Source organism: Serratia sp. EWG9 (assembly GCF_019913725.1).
GTDB lineage: Bacteria > Pseudomonadota > Gammaproteobacteria > Enterobacterales > Enterobacteriaceae > Serratia > Serratia ureilytica.
The window spans coordinates 491278-509990 of sequence record NZ_JADNRO010000002.1 but is presented as its reverse complement, the minus strand read 5'-3'; the positions used below and the strand labels follow the sequence as shown (position 1 = coordinate 509990).

The window sequence follows — 18713 nt, the reverse complement described above, 5'->3', positions numbered from 1 at the left end:
TTCAGCGGCAACTGGTCAGTGTTGCATATGCTTGTACATACAAGTATATGTTAATAAGCCCTACGCATTGTTATGCCGTGGTACTCATCCCCACCGCGGCATGGAATCTGCACCGATACTGTTTGAGGAAACTGCTGTGACTACAAATAACAAAGTTCGCAATGTCGATGTACGCGCGCCACGCGGCACACAATTAAACGCAAAAAGCTGGCTGACCGAAGCGCCGTTACGCATGCTGATGAACAACCTCGATCCTGAAGTTGCGGAGAACCCACACGAGCTGGTGGTGTACGGCGGCATCGGCCGCGCCGCGCGCGACTGGGATTGCTACGACAAGATCGTCGAAACCCTGAAAACGCTGGAAGAAGACGAAACCCTGCTGGTGCAGTCCGGCAAACCGGTCGGCGTCTTCAAAACCCACAGCAACGCGCCGCGCGTGCTGATCGCCAACTCCAACCTGGTGCCGCACTGGGCAACCTGGGAACACTTCAACGAGCTGGACGCCAAAGGCCTGGCGATGTACGGCCAGATGACCGCCGGCAGCTGGATCTACATCGGCAGCCAGGGCATCGTTCAGGGCACCTATGAAACCTTCGTCGAAGCGGGCCGCCAGCACTACGACGGCAGCCTGCAGGGGCGCTGGGTGCTGACCGCCGGTCTGGGCGGCATGGGCGGCGCGCAGCCGCTGGCAGCGACGCTGGCGGGCGCCTGCTCGCTGAACATCGAATGTCAGCAGAGCCGCATCGATTTCCGTCTGAAAACCCGCTACGTCGATGAGCAGGCCAAAGATCTGGACGACGCGCTGGCCCGCATCAAGAAATACACCTCAGAAGGCAAAGCCATCTCCATCGCTCTGTGCGGCAACGCGGCGGAAATCCTGCCTGAGCTGGTGCGCCGCGGCGTGCGCCCGGACATGGTCACCGACCAGACCAGCGCCCACGATCCGCTGAACGGCTACCTGCCGAAGGGCTGGAGCTGGGAAGAGTATCGCCAGCGCGCTCAAACCGAGCCGGCCAAAGTGGTCGCCGCCGCCAAGCAATCGATGGCCGATCACGTCAAAGCCATGCTGGCGTTCCAGCAGATGGGCGTGCCGACCTTCGACTACGGCAACAACATTCGCCAGATGGCGAAAGAAACCGGCGTCGACAACGCCTTCGACTTCCCGGGCTTCGTGCCGGCCTACATCCGTCCGCTGTTCTGCCGCGGCATCGGGCCGTTCCGCTGGGCGGCGCTGTCCGGCGATCCGCAGGACATCTACAAAACCGACGCCATGGTGAAAGAGCTGATCCCGGATGACGAGCACCTGCACCGCTGGCTGGACATGGCGCGCGAGCGCATCAGCTTCCAGGGCCTGCCGGCGCGCATCTGCTGGGTTGGCCTCGGCCAGCGCGCCAAGCTGGGCCTGGCGTTCAACGAGATGGTGCGCCGCGGCGAACTGTCCGCTCCGATCGTCATCGGCCGCGACCATCTGGATTCCGGCTCCGTTTCCAGCCCGAACCGTGAAACCGAAGCGATGAAAGACGGCTCCGATGCCGTTTCCGACTGGCCGCTGCTGAACGCGCTGCTGAATACCGCCAGCGGCGCCACCTGGGTTTCCCTGCACCACGGCGGCGGCGTCGGCATGGGCTTCTCCCAACACTCCGGCATGGTGATCGTCTGCGACGGCACCGACGAAGCCGCCGAGCGCATCGCCCGCGTCCTGCACAATGACCCGGCTACCGGGGTCATGCGTCACGCCGACGCCGGTTACGATATCGCTATCGACTGCGCCCGCGAGCAAGGCCTGAACCTGCCGATGGTTGCCGCGACCCAAGGAGAAAAAGCATGAAAGCGCTGACTATTCGCCCTGGCAAACTGACGCTGGCCCAGCTACGCGACGTGTATCAACACCCGGTGACGCTGACGCTGGACGACAACGCCTACGGCCCTATCCAGCAGAGCGTGGCCTGCGTGGAACGCATCGTTGAAGAAAACCGCACCACTTACGGCATCAACACCGGGTTTGGCCTGCTGGCTTCGACCCGCATCGCCCGTGACGATTTGGAAAACCTGCAGCGTTCAATCGTGCTGTCACACGCCGCAGGCGTGGGCGAGCCCACCGACGACAATCTGGTGCGCCTGATCATGGTGCTGAAAATCAACAGCCTGTCGCGCGGCTTCTCCGGCATTCGTCTGGAAGTCATCCAGGCGCTGATCGCGCTGGTCAACGCCGAAGTTTATCCGCATATCCCGCTGAAGGGCTCGGTCGGCGCCTCCGGCGACCTGGCGCCGCTGGCGCACATGAGCCTGGTGCTGCTGGGCGAAGGCCAGGCGCGTCATCAGGGCCAATGGCTGCCGGCGACCGAAGCGCTGGCCAAGGCCGGTCTGAAACCGCTGACGCTGGCAGCGAAAGAGGGCCTGGCGCTGCTGAACGGCACCCAGGTCTCCGCCGCCTTCGCGCTGCGCGGCCTGTTCGACGCGGAAGACCTGTTCGCCGCCGCGACCGTGGCGGGCAGCCTGACGGTGGAAGCGGCGCTGGGCTCCCGCAGCCCGTTCGATGCGCGTATCCATGAGGTGCGCGGCCAGCGCGGCCAGATCGACGCCGCCCTCGCCTACCGCCACCTGCTCGGCGCGCGCAGCGAAGTCTCCGACTCGCACCGCAACTGCGAAAAAGTGCAGGATCCTTACTCCCTGCGCTGCCAGCCGCAGGTGATGGGCGCCTGCCTGACGCAGATCCGCCAGGCCGCCGAGGTGCTGGAAATCGAAGCCAACGCCGTCTCCGATAACCCGCTGGTGTTCGCCGAACAGGGCGACGTGCTGTCCGGCGGCAACTTCCACGCCGAACCGGTAGCGATGGCCGCCGATAACCTGGCGCTGGCGTTTGCCGAAATCGGTTCGCTGTCCGAACGCCGCATCTCGCTGATGATGGACAAACACATGTCGCAACTGCCGCCGTTCCTGGTGGAAAACGGCGGCGTGAACTCCGGCTTCATGATCGCTCAGGTCACCGCCGCGGCGCTGGCCAGCGAAAACAAAGCGCTGGCGCATCCGTCGAGCGTCGACAGCATCCCGACCTCCGCCAACCAGGAAGACCACGTCTCCATGGCGCCAGCCGCCGGTCGCCGCCTGTGGAGCATGGCGGACAACGTGCGCGGCATTCTGGCGGTCGAATGGCTGGCCGCCTGCCAGGGCCTGGATTTCCGCAACGGCCTGAAGACCTCGGAAGGTCTGGAGCAGGCGCGCCGTCTGCTGCGCGAGCATGTCAGTTTCTACGACAAGGATCGTTTCTTCGCCCCCGACATTGAAGCCGCCAGCCAACTCTTGGCGGCCGGTCACCTGACATCGCTGCTGCCTGCGGCGCTGCTGCCTAGCCAGGCATAATCATCACACACTGAATCACGCAGTTTGTTCTGCCCCGCCGGGTGCGTTCCACCCGGTGCGGGCAGCGCGTGCCTGTTCGGCAAACACTTAACGGGAAACAACATGCGTAACGAAACGACACAACTCAGACGCGGACTAAACGCGCGGCATATCCGTTTCATGGCTCTCGGCTCGGCGATCGGCACCGGCCTGTTCTACGGCTCCGCCGGCGCCATCCAACTGGCCGGCCCGGCGGTGCTGCTGGCCTATCTGGTGGGCGGCGCGGCGGTATTCATGGTGATGCGCGCGCTGGGTGAAATGGCGGTGCATCAGCCGATTTCCGGCTCGTTCGGCCACTACGCCAGCCACTATCTCGGCCCGCTGGCCGGGTTCCTCACCGGCTGGACCTACACCTTCGAAATGGTGATCGTCGCCCTGGCGGACGTCACCGCCTTCGGCATCTATATGGGGCTGTGGTTCCCGGACGTCGCTCAGTGGGTTTGGGTGCTCAGCATCATCCTGTTTATCGGCGCGCTCAACCTGTGCAGCGTCAAGGTCTTCGGCGAGCTGGAGTTCTGGCTGTCGCTGGTCAAGGTCGCCGCCATCGTGGCGATGATCGTCGGCGGTGCAGCGGTGATGCTGTTCGGTTTCGGGCAAACCCAGCACGCCACCGGCATCAGCAACCTGTGGCAACACGGCGGCTTTATGCCTAACGGCATCGGCGGCGTGGTCGCGTCATTGGCGGTGGTGATGTTCGCCTTCGGCGGCATCGAGATCATCGGCATTACCGCCAGCGAGGCGAAAGACCCCGCCAAAGTGCTGCCGAAGGCGATCAACGCCGTGCCGGTGCGCATCCTGCTGTTTTACGTGCTGACGCTGACGGTGCTGATGGCTATCTATCCGTGGAACAGCATCGGCCAGAACGGCAGCCCGTTCGTTGAGATCTTCAGCAACCTCGGCATCAGCTCCGCCGCCAACGTGCTGAACGTGGTGGTGATCACCGCGGCCATTTCGGCCATCAACAGCGACATCTTCGGCGCCGGCCGCATGATGTACGGCATGGCGCAGGACGGCCAGGCGCCGCGCAGCTTCACCAAGCTGACCGCCAGCGGCGTGCCGTGGATGACGGTGCTGGTCATGTCAATCGCCCTGCTGCTGGCGGTGGTGCTCAACTACCTGATCCCGGAGAAGGTCTTCATGATCATCGCCTCGATCGCCACCTTCGCCACCGTCTGGGTGTGGCTGATGATCCTGCTGTCGCAGATCGTCATGCGCCGCACGCTGTCGCCGGAAGAAACGCGTCAGTTGAGCTTCCCGGTGCCGTGGTGGCCGGTGGCGCCGGCATTGGCGACCGCCTTTATGGCGTTCGTCATCGGCCTGCTCGGCTACTTCGAAGAGAGCCGCATCGCGCTGTACGTCGGGCTGGTGTGGATCGCGTTCCTCACAGCGGCTTACTGGCTGTGGGTGCGCAAAAAAGGCGGCGGTTCGCCGGTGACCACCGCGACGCAACAGATGTAACGCTCGCTTCGGCCAAAACCCGCTGCGGCGGGTTTTTTTATTGCGCCTGCGCCAGCGCCTGCAGGATATCCGCCTGCAGATCGTCAAACGCCTCCAGCCCGGCGGACAGCCGCACCAGCCCCTCGCTGATGTGGTGCCGTTTCCGCTCTTCCGGCGTGTAGGCCGAGTGCGTCATGCTGGCCGGGTGTTGCGCCAGGCTTTCGCAATCGCCCAGGCTGACCGCGCGCAAGATGAGCTGCAGCGCATTGAGGAAGCGAATGCCCGCACGCATTCCGCCCCGCAGTTCAAACGCCAGCATGCCACCGGGGCGCGCCATTTGCCGCTGCGCCAACGCATGCTGCGGGAAGTTCGCCAGGCCGGGGTAATACACCCGCTCGATCGCCGGATGCTCCGTCAGCATCTCCGCCAGGCGCTGCGCGTTATCGCAATGACGATCCATGCGCAGCGGCAGGGTTTTCATCCCGCGCAGCACCAGCGCGGCATCCTGCGCCGACAGTACCGCCCCGGTCATGTCCTTTAGCCCCTCCAGACGGATCGCTTCGGCCAACGCCTGACGCGTCACCGCTATTCCGGCCAGGAGATCGCCGTGTCCGCCGAGGTACTTGGTCGCCGAGTGCACCACGATATCGGCGCCTAGCGCCAAAGGCCGCTGCAGATAGGGCGTGCAATAGGTGTTGTCCACCAGCAACAGCGCCTGATGCCGATGGGCAATCTCCGCCACGGCGGCGATATCGATCAAACGCATATTGGGATTGGCCGGCGTTTCGCAATACACCAGGCGGGTACGCGGTCCAATGGCCGCCGCCAGCCGCTCCGGCCGGGTCAGATCAACGTGGGTTATCTTGACGCCAAAGTGCGCCAGGCCATGATGAAAGTAGCTGAAGGTGCAACCATACACGGTTTCGTCGACAATCAGCTCATCGCCCGGTCTGAGCAGCGTCCAGCAACAGGCGGTGATCGCCCCCATGCCGGAAGCGAACGCCACCGCCGCCTCCCCCTCCTCCAGGTTGGCGATGCGTTGCTCGAGCAGGTTTAACGTCGGATTGGCGATGCGCGAGTAAAAGTACCCCGGCTCGGTGCCGGCAAAGCAGGCGCCGCCGTATTCCGCAGTGGGAAAAGCAAACGTAGAGCTCATAAACACCGGCGGAGACAGTGCCCCCTGATACCGCTGCGGATCGTAGCCGTAATGAATAGCCCGGGTGGCAAAGTCGTGGCCAACTGCTGTAGCGGACATAACACAACTCCTTACCTGAGTGGGTGAAGCTTAATTTTTTGATTCATCCGAAAGGGCCGGCGGCAATGCGCTGTCTCGCGTGCGCTGGCCGATGATTTGTAAAGTACGCAGCAGCAGCGTCAACCCCAGCACGGTATCCGGCTGCTTCAGCAAGGCGTACAGCGCGCGAAAACTGGCCGGCGGAGGATTCAATTGCAGCTCGCTGTGCGCCATCTGCAGCGCCGTTCCGCCTTCCCAACCGATGGTCACCAAACCTTCAAAGACGCCGGCCAGTTTCTCCACCAGCGCGTTGTCGGCGATGTCCACCGCGTCCGACAGCAGCGACAACAGATCGACCACGTTATCCAAACGGCCGCCCGCCAGCAGCGGCTGCAGTTTCTCGAGCAACGCCGCCAATGATTGCAGGTCAGCCGCGTGCACCGTGCTTTCCGTCATATCAGCCCCCTTACCGTGGCCCAGTAAAGGCCGCGGTTGAACCCGTTGCGCAGCATGCCGCCCGCCTTGGTGGCGGGCGTCGGCAGCACGTCGTGACGGTAGTCGTACACCAGCGGCATGCCGGCATTCAGCCCCATTTGCGCGACCGCCTGCACCTTGCCGTCATAATGGCTCACGGTTTGGCCCAGCCGCATTTCCGCCACGATGTTGTCGGCAATGACCGGCGCCTGATTATGGCAAGAGCCGCCGGCCTTGCTGACCGGCAAATCCACGGTATCGCCTATGACATACACCCCCTGCTGGCCGTAGACCTGCAGCGTTTGATGATCGGTCGGCAGCCAGCCTTCGCCGTTTTGGCTCTCGCTCAACCCGGTATTGCGCACCGCCTCCACTGCACGGATGGGCGGCGTCGCCATCAGAATGTCGAACGGCTGTTCTTCCCCCTCGGCGGAATAGGCGATGTTGCGCTGAGCGTCCACCCGGCTGAGGGTAAACCCACGCTGGTGGCGAATGTCGCGCGCGGCAAAAATGGCGGGTAGCGCCTCGCCGGTCGGGCGCTGTAAAAACAGACAGTTGCGCAGCAGTTGAGAAATGGTTGGGTAGGTATAAACGATCTCCACCGCCTTGCGCACGCCGCGCCGCCGCAGGTAGTCGTCCAGCATCAGGGTGGTTTCAATCGGCGCGATGCCGCACTGATGGGGCACATTAGGCGTTTCAGGGAAGGACACGGTGATGAAAATGCGGCCTTTCTCGATCGTCGACAGCTTATGCGCCAACCGCCGCGCGGCCTGATACTGGTAGAAATGATCGCCCGCCTGCGCCAACCCTTCGATGCGCTCCGGCCAGGGCACGCAGCCGGTGGCGAAAACCAGGAAGTCATACGGATAATGCTTGCCGCTTTGCGTAATGATATACCGCTGTTTTAAATCAAAAGATTCCGCTTTATCGACGACAAACTGTATTTCCGGCCGCAACAAACTCCGCTGTGAACGCGTGAGCTCCTGCTTGAAAAAATTATTGAATGCAACATACATAAACGCCGGCTTGTAATAATGCAGCGGCGAATCCGAAATCATTAATAACTCAACTTTATTATTGAGAATTTCCCAGTGCAATTTCACGGCCAGCAGATTGGCTAGCATGGTGCCGCCGGTTCCACCGCCGACAATGACGACTCGCTGTCGCATCTGGCCCTCCCCCAGCCGAAACCCGGCAGTATGAAAGAACGCATTACGATGATGGCGATATTTAACGGCAAGAAAAAAATAACGCCGCCTTATTGGCAGTCTAGTAACGAATAATTATAAAGCAAATAAAAACGGAATATAAAAACCGGCAAGAAAACTGCACAATAAAATTACTAGGTTAAACGCAGCGATTATTAATAAATAAAACAGGGTTAACATCGGGACGTCAGCCATAAAAAAACCCGCCGCGGCGGGTTTTTATTTAGCAACCGAATCGGTCGAACTTACTGGCCTTTAACTTCTTTCAGGCCGTTGAACGGCGCACGGTCACCCAGCGCTTCTTCGATGCGGATCAGTTGGTTGTACTTGGCAACGCGGTCAGAACGGCTCATGGAACCGGTTTTGATCTGGCCAGCTGCAGTACCTACCGCCAGGTCGGCGATGGTTGCGTCTTCGGTTTCACCGGAACGGTGAGAGATCACCGCAGTGTAGCCGGCGTCTTTCGCCATCTTGATAGCCGCCAGCGTTTCGGTCAGAGAACCGATCTGGTTGAACTTGATCAGGATGGAGTTAGCGATGCCTTTCTCGATGCCTTCTTTCAGGATCTTGGTGTTGGTCACGAACAGATCGTCGCCCACCAGCTGGATTTTGTCGCCCAGCACTTTGGTCTGGTAAGCGAAGCCCGCCCAGTCGGATTCATCCAGGCCGTCTTCGATAGACACGATTGGGTACTGTTTGGTCAGCTCTTCCAGGAAGTGAGTGAACTCTTCGGAAGTGAAGGCTTTGTTGCCTTCGCCGGCCAGCACGTATTTACCGTCTTTGTAGAATTCGGAAGCCGCGCAGTCCATCGCCAGAGTGACGTCTTTGCCCAGCTCGTAGCCCGCCGCTTTTACCGCTTCAGCGATAACCGCCAGCGCTTCGGCGTTGGAACCCAGGTTTGGCGCGTAGCCGCCTTCGTCGCCCACGGCGGTGTTCATGCCTTTGGCTTTCAGAACTTTCGCCAGGTGGTGGAACACTTCGGAACCGATACGCACCGCTTCTTTCAGGGTCTTCGCGCCAACCGGCTGAATCATGAATTCCTGAATGTCGACGTTGTTGTCAGCGTGCTCGCCGCCGTTGATGATGTTCATCATCGGCAGTGGCATGGAGAATTTGCCTGGGGTGCCGTTCAGTTCAGCGATGTGCTCGTACAGCGGCATGCCTTTAGAGGCTGCGGCCGCTTTCGCTGCTGCCAGGGAAACCGCCAGAATGGCGTTGGCGCCGAAGTTGGATTTGTTTTCGGTGCCGTCCAGCTCGATCATGATCTTGTCGATGTTCGCCTGGTCTTTGGCATCTTTACCCAGTACTGCCTGAGCAATCGGACCGTTTACTGCAGCAACGGCTTTCAGTACGCCTTTACCCAGGAAACGAGACTTGTCACCGTCACGCAGTTCCAGCGCTTCGCGGGAACCGGTAGAAGCACCTGACGGCGCAGCAGCCAGGCCGACGAAACCGCCTTCCAGATGAACTTCGGCTTCAACAGTCGGGTTACCGCGGGAGTCGATGATTTCACGACCGATGACTTTAACGATTTTGGACATTAGGTTTTCCTCAGTACAAGTTAAACTAAAACTCCAGACAAACAGCGCGCGGTTCTCACCGCGCGCCGCCTACCAAATATTTTATTTCACCTGGCGCTTCTGATGCTCGCCTGCGGCTTTCACGAAGCCGGCGAACAGCGGATGCCCATCACGCGGCGTCGATGTAAATTCCGGGTGGAATTGACAGGCCACAAACCACGGGTGATTCGGCAGTTCAATGATCTCGACCAGCTTGTTGTCGGCGGAACGACCGGCGACACGCAGCCCTGCGGCTTCGATCTGCTTCAACAGCATGTTGTTAACTTCGTAACGGTGACGATGACGCTCGACAATGGTCGGTTCGCCGTACAGCTGACGCACCAGGCTGTTGTCGCTCAGGTTGCACTGTTGGCCACCTACGCGCATCGTGCCGCCCAAATCGCTTTCTTCGCTGCGCACTTCGACGTTGCCGTCTTCATCGCGCCATTCGGTGATCAACGCCACCACCGGGTACTTACAGTCTGGCATAAACTCGGTGGAGTTGGCGTTCTCCATCCCCGCCACGTTGCGAGCGAACTCCATCAACGCCACCTGCATGCCCAGGCAAATGCCCAGGTAAGGAATGTTGTTCTCGCGCGCATAGCGTGCGGTCATCACTTTGCCTTCCACGCCGCGGTAGCCGAAGCCGCCCGGGATCAGGATCGCGTCCAGCCCTTTCAGCACTTCCACGCCGCGGGTTTCCACGTCCTGCGAGTCGATCAGCTTGATGTTCACGGTCAGACGGTTTTTCAGCCCGCCGTGCTTCAGCGCTTCGATCACCGACTTGTAGGCGTCCGGCAACTCAACGTATTTGCCGACCATACCGATGGTCACTTCGCCGCCCGGATTGGCTTCTTCGTAGATCACCTGTTCCCATTCGGCCAGGTTGGCTTCCGGCGCGTTCAGGCTGAATCGTTTACAAATATAATCGTCCAGCCCCTGAGATTTCAATAGGCCTGGGATTTTATAAATAGAATCAACGTCTTTCAGAGAGATAACCGCTTTTTCCGGCACGTTGCAGAAAAGCGCGATTTTCGCGCGTTCGTTAGCAGGAACCGCGCGGTCGGAACGGCAAATCAGCACATCAGGCTGAATACCGATGGAAAGCAGCTCTTTTACGGAATGCTGGGTCGGCTTGGTTTTCACTTCGCCCGCCGCCGCCATGTACGGCACCAGCGTCAGGTGCATGTACAGGGTGTGCTCGCGGCCCACTTCCACCGCCATCTGACGGATGGCTTCGAGGAACGGCAGCGATTCGATATCGCCGACGGTGCCGCCGATTTCCACCAGCACCACATCATGGCCTTCGCCGCCTTCGATGATGCGTTCTTTGATCGCGTTGGTGATGTGCGGAATGACCTGCACGGTCGCGCCCAGATAGTCGCCGCGGCGTTCTTTACGCAGCACGTCGGAGTAGATGCGGCCGGTGGTGAAATTGTTGCGACGCGACATTTTGGTGCGGATGAAGCGCTCGTAGTGACCCAAATCCAGATCGGTTTCTGCGCCGTCTTCGGTGACGAAAACTTCCCCATGCTGAATCGGGCTCATGGTGCCCGGATCCACGTTGATGTACGGGTCCAGTTTCATGATGGTAACGTTGAGGCCACGGGCTTCAAGAATAGCCGCCAGAGAGGCTGCGGCAATGCCTTTACCCAGAGAGGATACGACCCCGCCGGTCACAAAAATATAATTAGTTGTCATGCTGAACCTGAGAGTTTAGGTTTAAAGACGATGGAAGAACCAGGACGGGAAAGTAGTATACCCGAACCTCTCCTGACCTACAAACGATCGTTTTGCTGTCCATCATCTCGGCCGCCCTCCCGTGTTCATCAGGGTTTACTCCGCCGGCGCGCCCAAAACCCTCCAGTAAATACAAAGAGTTAGCGGAGAAAATTTCTTTTTACCGCCCCTCTCGAGCGATAAAACACCTTAGATTTCAGTTTGTTGGCCTTTTGCTGCCGACGGCAGCCCTGCGCCTGTGACCTGACCGTAAGCTTAACCGTTTCAGCCTGAGTGAACCTTGTCGTCGATCAACATTGTAGCGGCCACCCGTTTTTCCTGCTTTACCCAAGTATTCAAATGAAGATTAAAAACCCTATCCGCTGATTTGATCATTTCCGGGCGATGAGCAACAAAAATGCGTGTTATTGGCAGTTGTCCGATGGCGCGAGTGATCTTTTTCTCGTTATCAATATCGAGATCGCTGGTTGCCTCATCAAGCAACAGCACGCGAGGTTGCCGATACAGCGCTCTGGCGATGGATATACGCTGGCGTTGCCCGCCAGAAAGCGTGCTGCCAATATCACCGATCATCGAATCATATCCCTGTGGGAATGCGCTGATTTCCTCATCAATGGCGGCATGGTTGGCACATTCAGCCATACGTTCCACATCGGGGGATGCGGTAAAACCGGTAATATTCTGCTGTATGGTTCCGGCCAAGAGTTTGTCATCCTGCATGACAAAAGCGACATGTTCACGAATGTCCCGTTTGCTCATGCCGGACAGCCCCACGTTATTGATGAAAACATCCCCTTCAGTAGATTCGTACAGCCCCGCCAGCACATGGAGGAAGGTTGACTTCCCACACCCGGACGGCCCGACAATCGCGACGTTTTCCCCCGGCATAACCTCAAGATTGATCCCCTCGAAGATATTGCGCTCGGTGTGGGAATGGCGGAACGCCAAGTTGCGGATTACGATATGCCCATTCAGCTGTAGCGACACATGCTCCCCCTCATCCCTTTCCACAGGCGAAACAGCTACGTCCGTCAGACGCTGACTGTGCATGGATACCAGACAGAAGTCTGAAACCGCATTGACTAACTTCACCGTGCGGGTCATCACCATATCGGCATAAAGCATCACAGCCAACAAGGCTCCAGTCGTAATGCCTTTATCGAATCCTATGGCGCCGACGCTGAGCACGTAAATCCCGGAAAAACCCACAAGCAGTACAGCCGCCGTGTTGGTCAGTAAATCTAGTTTAAACAGTTGGTTACCTGCATGTGTGCTATTGACCACATGGTTGACCCATTCGCGACGGCGAACCGGCGTCAAATTCAACATTTTGATCGCCCCTATCGCTCTAACGGTCTCAAGGAAATGGGAAGATTGCACCGCTTCGAAGGCGATATGTTCGATTTTACGATTGCGGTATGTGGAGAAAAGGCCCACTTTTAAGGCAGCATAGACACAGGCGGCGATCAGGGGACCGATAGCGAGTACTGGTGAATAACTAAAAATAATAGCCATTGAAATGACAATCACAATCGCGTCCAGGAGGGAGGCGACCATATCGGCCGTGAACGCTTCCTGAATGGCGGTCAACGACTGGAAGCGCGACGCAATGTCACCAGTATGGCGCTTTTCAAAAAATGACAGCGTGAGCCTGATAAGCCGATTAAAGAACATTTCGGCCCATTTGACGCCGAGCGTATAGCGAAGGTTCATCAAAATCCAAGCGCGCACCACGGAAAAGGCGGACTTAATCAGCAATGCTGAAATGACCACAATGCCAACAAAAAATATCCCTTCACGATCAGATGAACGCACCAGCGTATCAATAGTAAATTGTGAAGCGGCAGGCACAGCAATTGAGAGCAGCTCCACCAAAACCGAAAGCATCAGAACACCGGTAAAAATGCGTCTTAACCCCCGTACGCCACGGAAGAGATCGGATACCGTAACATTCCTTTCCAGTGGCTTTTTGTCGAAGGTCTCTGCAGGCCAGGCCTCCATCAAAATGCCGGTAAACTTATCGGAAAGTTCGCGCAAAGAGATGCTGCGCCGGCCAATGGCAGGATCAAGGATCACGGCGCCTCGACGCGTCACTTTCACCAGAACCACAAAATGGTTGAATGACCAGTGAAGAATCGCAGGGCGGCTGAGAGAGCGCAGTTCATCAAGCTCTACGCGTGAAGCGCGAGCCGTCATTCCCACCCGCTCAAACGCAGTAATGAGATCTCGCAGCGTCATCCCATGGCTGCTTACTCCGTGGAGAGTGCGCGCCGAAGCAAGATCGATACGTTTGCCGAAATAGCCGGCCACCATGGCCAAACAGGCCAGACCGCACTCATTCATCTCCGACTGTAGGACCAGCGGCGTTTTTTGCCAGGAAAAAAACATGTCTCAACTCTCAACCGTCATGCGATTAATACTTTGTTTTAATGGCAAAAAAAGCCACTCCCAGATGCGCCTATGCGTCGTCAAAATATCAGCTTCAACGTCCACGCCCACCGGAAGCGCACGCGTGTCCACATCGGGCGTTATCAAGACGCGAAAACGCCGATTATTTCCCGATAAAGCCTCTGGACTCGCGCTGATAGCGGCGACCGTACCGGACACTTTCCCAAACCACTCCCACGGTAATGATGCAACGCGCATGAACACATGCTGACCCGTTTTCACTTCCTGCAACGCGGAGGGTGGGATCCACATTTCAACGAACGGACGCGCGTTTTCCGGCACCACTACCGCAGCAATGGCTCCCGCAGCCACTCTCTGTCCTTCCAAAATGCTCATTGAAGCGACGACGCCATCTAGCGGAGCCACAACCCGAGACTCCACGACCGCAGAGGCATTGATCACCTGTTGTTGCAGCGTAACCTTCTGCTGCTGAATGTCGGTAATGGACTGTTTTTCTTGTGATTCTGAGCGAGCCAGCTCATCCACAAATTGCAGCAGCTCTCCTTTCACCCGCGCGATATTGATTCGATGCGTATTCAGCTGTGCAATAGAGTTATGATATTCGTTCTCGCGCTCAATTTTCTCTTGTACGGTCGTAATACCTTTCTGTAACAGCTGTTGATAAAGCTCCATGCGCTTCTTCAAACCGGCGACACGCTCCGACTCAGCCACCGCCGCGGCTTGAATCGCCACCATTTCCCGTTCTTTGGCGCCGACTTTCTCACGCAAACGCAGGCGTTCTTCCTCCCCCTCTTTACGCCGTTCTCCCGCACGCTTTTGCAATTCAGTGAGTTGGCGCTGAGCCGCATCTTGCAACGCCTGATTCATTCCTCCCCCCGCATAGGCGACGTCGCGTGAAAACGTTGCGATAACATCACCTTTTTTCACCCTTTCTCCCTGGCGGACTTCGATGCGGCCGATGATGCCTTCATGATTGAATACCGCCTCCGCTGCGGAGGGGGTATAGATCACTCGCCCGGTGACAGGGACCCTTTTGGCATAGGTGGTAAATAACAGGAGAATAGCCACCAGCAAAACAGCAGCGGCACTCCATAAGGCAATTGGCAACACTGATGGCGCCGACACGGTAAAATCGCCCAGCCAGGCATTTTTTTTATGCTGCAACGCCTCCGGGCGGAAAAGAGAGTTTTCTTTGTCCATCGCGCTAACGGCTGATATAGAGCAGACGCTCAGGCATATCGATGATCACCTGATGTCCCCGCATGAACTTCATTCCCAACAAGCCGTCGAAATCCAGCTCCTGAGGCGTTGCGCCAAGGGTGACAACGGCCAGATCATCACGAGTCGTCCCTTCACGATCCGTAAAAGCGATTTTTGTCACCCTGCAATCCAGGTTTGATGCTTCAGGTTCAATGTCGCGACAGCCAGAAAACAGGAGGCCTGGCGGCAAACGGTCGGAAAACAACAGAGAATGGCTGGCCGCCGTATCGACAATCAGATGTAAAGACGTATCGCCTGCAGAGGCGATAACGCGTAGCCCAGAGGCAGTGGGTTCAATAGGGTAAGATGCCCATTTCTTTATGTCAGAAGGCAAATCGGCCAACAGTTGCAACCGATCGTTTTTAAAATCCATCAGCACCCGGCGCTCTCGAAAAAGCCCCAATCCCATAACTTCATTCACGGGGACATCACCGCCGATGCTTAATCCCCATGGTTTGAAACTGACCGTTTCAACATTATCGAAAGGAATATTTGAAATAAATAACCGGCTAATTTTCCAGGCGGAGACATTATTTTCTCCACCGGAAACATCCATCAACCGACGAGGCGCTTGTTTCGACACTTCCAGACTCGGATTAGCCACCAAGTTGTCAAGATCGTGTTTATAAAGATGCATCCCCTCCCCGCTGCCGGTATCCAGCATTAAGGTATGAAGGCGGTTATCAATCCGCACATCAATTAGCGGCAATCCACGTTCATCATACCGCAAACGCCCAAAATCAGTGGGTGGATCTGCCATGCTAATGCCGGAAAAAAAGAATGCCAATAAGGATAGTCGTTTGATCATGAGTTAACCTCTAGGTTTTTCATGATTATATCTTCACTCACACCCGATTCAATCAAATGCGAAGCCGCGCGGCTCATAATCTTTCTTATCGACGGACAGAACACGGTTTCACGGTTGAAATCATCGCCTGAGGAATAGCGTTGAATATGGCGACCACCGCCGCAAACTTTTTGCCATACGCAATCAGCGCAAACGATAGGAAGCTGATTATTCACCGCCATATACTTTTTCATCTGCCATGAAGCCAACGTGCCTGACAGCATTAAATCCTGAACATTGCCAATAGGCGTAAATATAGCGTCATTAGTCGTTCTGAGCGTATCATCCACATACAGATCGCCATCGGAGCTCACCGTGAAAGCGAGAGTGTCGCTTCCGGCTTTACTCACCCCCATTACTGGACTGAATTCTGAACTCAACATGGATTGAATGTGCGTATGGAAGTAGCGTACATACACCTCTTTATCCGCATCCAAAAAGAACTCATCCAACGCTGAGCAATAAAAATCTGACAGTCCGTCAGGATCTGTACACGTATCATGGCTTTCATCAGGAATGAGGAAGTCAAATTTTTTGCATTTCAGCACATCAACAAAATGGCGATAAATCTCAGCACCTTTTACCGAGGGATTGGCGACGCACAGGATACCGGGTTCATCGATAAGCCGACCCGCCTTCCAGGCTGCCTGCAGCATCTCCAGCCCTTTTACCGTACCTTCGTAGGTGCTGCGGCCCTTTCTATCCAGACGGTGCCTGTCGTTAATGTGCTTAGGACCATCAATAGAAATACCCACGCTGATATTATATTTCGAGAAAATATCAATCCACTCATTATCAATAAGGATAGCATTTGTTTGGCAGGCCAGGTTGAGCCTGGCGCCTTGATAATCACCTGAAACAAGCTCTTTGCAGGCATTATCGAAACGCTCTTTCCCCATCATTAACGGCTCGCCGCCATGAAAATCAACCTGCACCGTTTCTATTTCATACTCCTGACAGGCCCGCTCGAAGAACCCCCTCAGGTTTTTAATGATGTTATGAGAAATAATTGGCTTTGAATTTATTGCCAAATCATTACCCAGGTTGAATACATAGCAATACGTGCAGTTAATGTTGCATCGTTCACTAACCTTTAGAATTATTTCAAGATGCTTTATTTTTTTCTTATTCGTCATTGCCTGCACCACGGTTCCACAAAGGAGGAAATGCAGGGTGGTTTCCCACCCTGCACCAAGACTAATTAGAAACTCTTGGACCAACGCGCAAAGGCGTTGACCCAACCGCCAGAAACGCTATCCAGCATAGATTGAGCCAGTGCTTTTCGTGCGTCTTTTTTATCAGCTGCAACGGTTACGGCTGCTTTATTCATGCTAATTTCTTTGGCTAATTTAGACATTACATAATCCTTTTGTATTGCACACCGGAATTGATGTGCTCAATTACCTTTACTTAAACATTGCTAAAGATAAAGAAGAAAAAACCAAAAATGTTACACAGGATAAGTTTTCTGTTACTGAGTTGATAATTTAAAGACTATTTCAAAAAATTGAGCTATACATCTAACGCAATATAAAGCCGAAAACAAAAGTGTCAGAATAAGGTTTAAATATTATTTACTGACACAGGAAATTAAAGTCATAGATTATTCATGACATATTCAGCATCGGAGGCGTATGAACGGTCAACGTATTGGCTACATTCGGATTAGTCACTGTGAACTGAGTCCCGAACAGCAACTGGAAAAAACGCTGGTAGATAAATCTTTCATTGATAACGCGTCAGTCAAGGACCTACAACGCCCAGAGCTGGATGCCCTGTTCTCGACAGTGCGCAACGGCGATACCGTGGTGGTTCAGAGCATGGATAGATTGGCACGCAACCTGAGTGATCTCCAACGTCAGGTCCACAGACTGGCCGATAAAGGCGTCACCGTTGAGTTTGTGAAAGAGAGTTTAACGTTTACCGGTAAAGATTCATCAGCGGATAAGCTAATGCTGTCTGTCATGGGTGCATTTGCCGAATTCGAACGAGCTTTAATTCGTGAACGCCAGCGCGAAGGCATCGCGCTGGCCAGAGTGCGCGGCGCTTACCGGGGTAGAAAAAAATTGCTGTCCTCAGAGCAACAGGCTGAATTGCGGTTACGCGCGACAAACGGCGAGACGAAAGCGCAGCTTGCCCGCGAGTTTGGCATCAGCAGAGAAACACTGTACCAATACCTGAAAAGATGCGGCTAATCGCCCTTCTGCGAAAGCTCATCCCTACGCAGAAAGACGGTGTCGACTGATTCTGATCCGGCGGATGCAGAAACTCACTCGCCGAGCATAACCATCCCTTCAGATTTCAGATTTCTTCACCTGTTGCCAGGCGTCTTCCATCTGCTCCAGCGTGGCGTCTTCCAAGCGTAGCCCGCGTTGCTTGACGATCGCCTCCACCTCGCGGAAGCGGCGTTCGAACTTGCGGTTGGCCGCCTGCAATGCGTTCTCGGCCTTGTGGCCCAAATGGCGCGAGAGGTTCACCGTCGCGAACAGCAGATCGCCGATCTCCTCTTCCAACTTGCTCTCATCGACCACCGCCTGGCGGGCTTCGTGCATCACTTCGTCGATCTCTTCATACACTTTGTCCAGCACCGGGCCCAGCGTGTTCCAGTCGAAGCCGACCGAGGCGCAGCGTTTTTGGATCTTGTGCGCCTTCATCAACGCCGGCAACGCCTGCGGAATGTCGTCCAGCACCGAGTGCAGCGCTTTTTCGGCGCGCTCGCCGGCCTTGAGCTGCTCCCAGCGCGCCGCCACGGCTTCGCTGTCTCCGCCCTCGGCGTCGCCGAAGATGTGCGGATGACGGCGCTCCAGCTTGTCGCTGATGGCGGTACACACCTCATCAAAATCGAACAGCCCCTGTTCCTGCCCCATCTGGGCGTAGAACACCACCTGGAACAGCAAGTCGCCCAGTTCGTCGCGCAGATCGGCGTAGTCCTGCCGTTCGATGGCGTCCAGCACTTCGTAAGTCTCTTCCAGCGTGTAGGGCGCGATGGTGGCGAAGGTTTGCTTACGGTCCCATGAGCAACCGTTCTGCGGGTCGCGCAGCGTTTTCATGATGTTCAGCAGGCGCTGCAACGAAGTGGATTGGGTCATAAAAAATCTCTGAGAAAATGGGGGCGCACGGACATGTCCGCCGGAACTGATGGAGTT

General features: G+C 56.4%; 15 protein-coding genes. 4 read left to right on the top strand and 11 right to left on the bottom strand.

The window, feature by feature from the left end; translation table 11 throughout:
• Window positions 1-136: 136 nt before the first annotated feature.
• The 3 genes from hutU to ITX55_RS07780 all read left to right on the top strand — a co-directional run bounded on the left by hutU (window position 137) and on the right by ITX55_RS07780 (window position 4857).
• Window positions 137-1828: a urocanate hydratase gene (hutU, locus tag ITX55_RS07790; RefSeq protein ID WP_025159649.1), complete on the top strand. Its 1692-nt coding sequence runs from the start codon at window positions 137-139 to the stop codon at window positions 1826-1828.
• Window positions 1825-3360, top strand: a complete 1536-nt coding sequence (hutH, locus tag ITX55_RS07785; RefSeq protein WP_025301604.1) for a histidine ammonia-lyase — start codon at window positions 1825-1827, stop codon at window positions 3358-3360. Before hutU ends, hutH begins: the two co-directional genes overlap by 4 nt.
• 102 nt (window positions 3361-3462) lie before the next feature.
• The gene (locus tag ITX55_RS07780) at window positions 3463-4857 is read left to right on the top strand and encodes an amino acid permease (RefSeq protein WP_108680183.1); all 1395 of its coding nucleotides are present in this window, start codon (window positions 3463-3465) and stop codon (window positions 4855-4857) included.
• Between the two features lie 37 nt (window positions 4858-4894).
• Here ITX55_RS07780 and ITX55_RS07775 read toward each other — a convergent pair whose 3' ends face one another.
• The 10 genes from ITX55_RS07775 to xyeA form a co-directional block, all read right to left on the bottom strand.
• The gene (locus ITX55_RS07775) at window positions 4895-6091 is read right to left on the bottom strand and encodes a methionine gamma-lyase (RefSeq protein ID WP_108680182.1); all 1197 of its coding nucleotides are present in this window, start codon (window positions 6089-6091) and stop codon (window positions 4895-4897) included.
• Window positions 6092-6121: 30 nt separating this feature from the next.
• Window positions 6122-6526, bottom strand: coding sequence for a hypothetical protein (locus ITX55_RS07770; RefSeq protein ID WP_108680181.1), 405 nt, complete (start codon window positions 6524-6526; stop codon window positions 6122-6124).
• The gene (locus tag ITX55_RS07765; protein ID WP_108680180.1) at window positions 6523-7713 is read right to left on the bottom strand and encodes an FAD/NAD(P)-binding oxidoreductase; all 1191 of its coding nucleotides are present in this window, start codon (window positions 7711-7713) and stop codon (window positions 6523-6525) included. Before ITX55_RS07765 ends, ITX55_RS07770 begins: the two co-directional genes overlap by 4 nt.
• A 284-nt stretch (window positions 7714-7997) precedes the next feature.
• A complete protein-coding gene (gene eno / locus ITX55_RS07760; RefSeq protein WP_004932670.1) occupies window positions 7998-9293 on the bottom strand; it encodes a phosphopyruvate hydratase in 1296 nt (431 codons plus the stop codon).
• 81 nt (window positions 9294-9374) lie between these two features.
• A complete protein-coding gene (gene pyrG / locus ITX55_RS07755; protein ID WP_004932674.1) occupies window positions 9375-11012 on the bottom strand; it encodes a glutamine hydrolyzing CTP synthase in 1638 nt (545 codons plus the stop codon).
• 303 nt (window positions 11013-11315) lie between these two features.
• Entirely contained in the window at window positions 11316-13439 is a 2124-nt protein-coding gene (locus tag ITX55_RS07750; protein WP_108680179.1) for a peptidase domain-containing ABC transporter, read from the bottom strand.
• Between the two features lie 3 nt (window positions 13440-13442).
• Window positions 13443-14660, bottom strand: coding sequence for an HlyD family secretion protein (locus ITX55_RS07745; protein WP_108680178.1), 1218 nt, complete (start codon window positions 14658-14660; stop codon window positions 13443-13445).
• 4 nt (window positions 14661-14664) lie between these two features.
• On the bottom strand, window positions 14665-15528 hold the full coding sequence (locus tag ITX55_RS07740; RefSeq protein WP_108680177.1) for a hypothetical protein: 864 nt from the start codon (window positions 15526-15528) through the stop codon (window positions 14665-14667).
• Complete coding sequence (gene xyeB, locus ITX55_RS07735) at window positions 15525-16703, bottom strand: cyclophane-forming radical SAM/SPASM peptide maturase XyeB (protein WP_108680176.1); 1179 nt, start codon at window positions 16701-16703, stop codon at window positions 15525-15527. The genes ITX55_RS07740 and xyeB overlap by 4 nt, the downstream gene beginning before the upstream one ends.
• A 65-nt stretch (window positions 16704-16768) precedes the next feature.
• On the bottom strand, window positions 16769-16924 hold the full coding sequence (gene xyeA / locus ITX55_RS07730; protein ID WP_071891933.1) for a XyeA family cyclophane-containing RiPP triceptide: 156 nt from the start codon (window positions 16922-16924) through the stop codon (window positions 16769-16771).
• Between the two features lie 277 nt (window positions 16925-17201).
• Between xyeA and ITX55_RS07725 the strand changes: the two genes are divergently transcribed.
• Window positions 17202-17762, top strand: a complete 561-nt coding sequence (locus tag ITX55_RS07725) for a recombinase family protein (RefSeq protein ID WP_072626743.1) — start codon at window positions 17202-17204, stop codon at window positions 17760-17762.
• A 99-nt stretch (window positions 17763-17861) separates the two neighbouring features.
• Here the strand turns inward: ITX55_RS07725 and mazG are convergent, their stop codons facing one another.
• Window positions 17862-18656 (bottom strand): nucleoside triphosphate pyrophosphohydrolase, encoded by a 795-nt coding sequence (gene mazG / locus ITX55_RS07720; RefSeq protein ID WP_033651657.1) that lies wholly within the window; start codon window positions 18654-18656, stop codon window positions 17862-17864.
• Window positions 18657-18713: the final 57 nt, after the last annotated feature.

Coding starts and splice junctions, on each gene's coding strand:
- ITX55_RS07750 (WP_108680179.1), bottom strand. CDS start 13,439: ATGTTTTTTTCCTGGCAAAAAACGCCGCTGGTCCTACAGTCGGAGATG.
- pyrG (WP_004932674.1), bottom strand. CDS start 11,012: ATGACAACTAATTATATTTTTGTGACCGGCGGGGTCGTATCCTCTCTG.
- ITX55_RS07770 (WP_108680181.1), bottom strand. CDS start 6,526: ATGACGGAAAGCACGGTGCACGCGGCTGACCTGCAATCATTGGCGGCG.
- mazG (WP_033651657.1), bottom strand. CDS start 18,656: ATGACCCAATCCACTTCGTTGCAGCGCCTGCTGAACATCATGAAAACG.
- ITX55_RS07725 (WP_072626743.1), top strand. CDS start 17,202: ATGAACGGTCAACGTATTGGCTACATTCGGATTAGTCACTGTGAACTG.
- xyeB (WP_108680176.1), bottom strand. CDS start 16,703: ATGACGAATAAGAAAAAAATAAAGCATCTTGAAATAATTCTAAAGGTT.
- ITX55_RS07780 (WP_108680183.1), top strand. CDS start 3,463: ATGCGTAACGAAACGACACAACTCAGACGCGGACTAAACGCGCGGCAT.
- ITX55_RS07740 (WP_108680177.1), bottom strand. CDS start 15,528: ATGATCAAACGACTATCCTTATTGGCATTCTTTTTTTCCGGCATTAGC.
- ITX55_RS07765 (WP_108680180.1), bottom strand. CDS start 7,713: ATGCGACAGCGAGTCGTCATTGTCGGCGGTGGAACCGGCGGCACCATG.
- ITX55_RS07745 (WP_108680178.1), bottom strand. CDS start 14,660: ATGGACAAAGAAAACTCTCTTTTCCGCCCGGAGGCGTTGCAGCATAAA.
- eno (WP_004932670.1), bottom strand. CDS start 9,293: ATGTCCAAAATCGTTAAAGTCATCGGTCGTGAAATCATCGACTCCCGC.
- hutH (WP_025301604.1), top strand. CDS start 1,825: ATGAAAGCGCTGACTATTCGCCCTGGCAAACTGACGCTGGCCCAGCTA.
- ITX55_RS07775 (WP_108680182.1), bottom strand. CDS start 6,091: ATGTCCGCTACAGCAGTTGGCCACGACTTTGCCACCCGGGCTATTCAT.
- xyeA (WP_071891933.1), bottom strand. CDS start 16,924: ATGTCTAAATTAGCCAAAGAAATTAGCATGAATAAAGCAGCCGTAACC.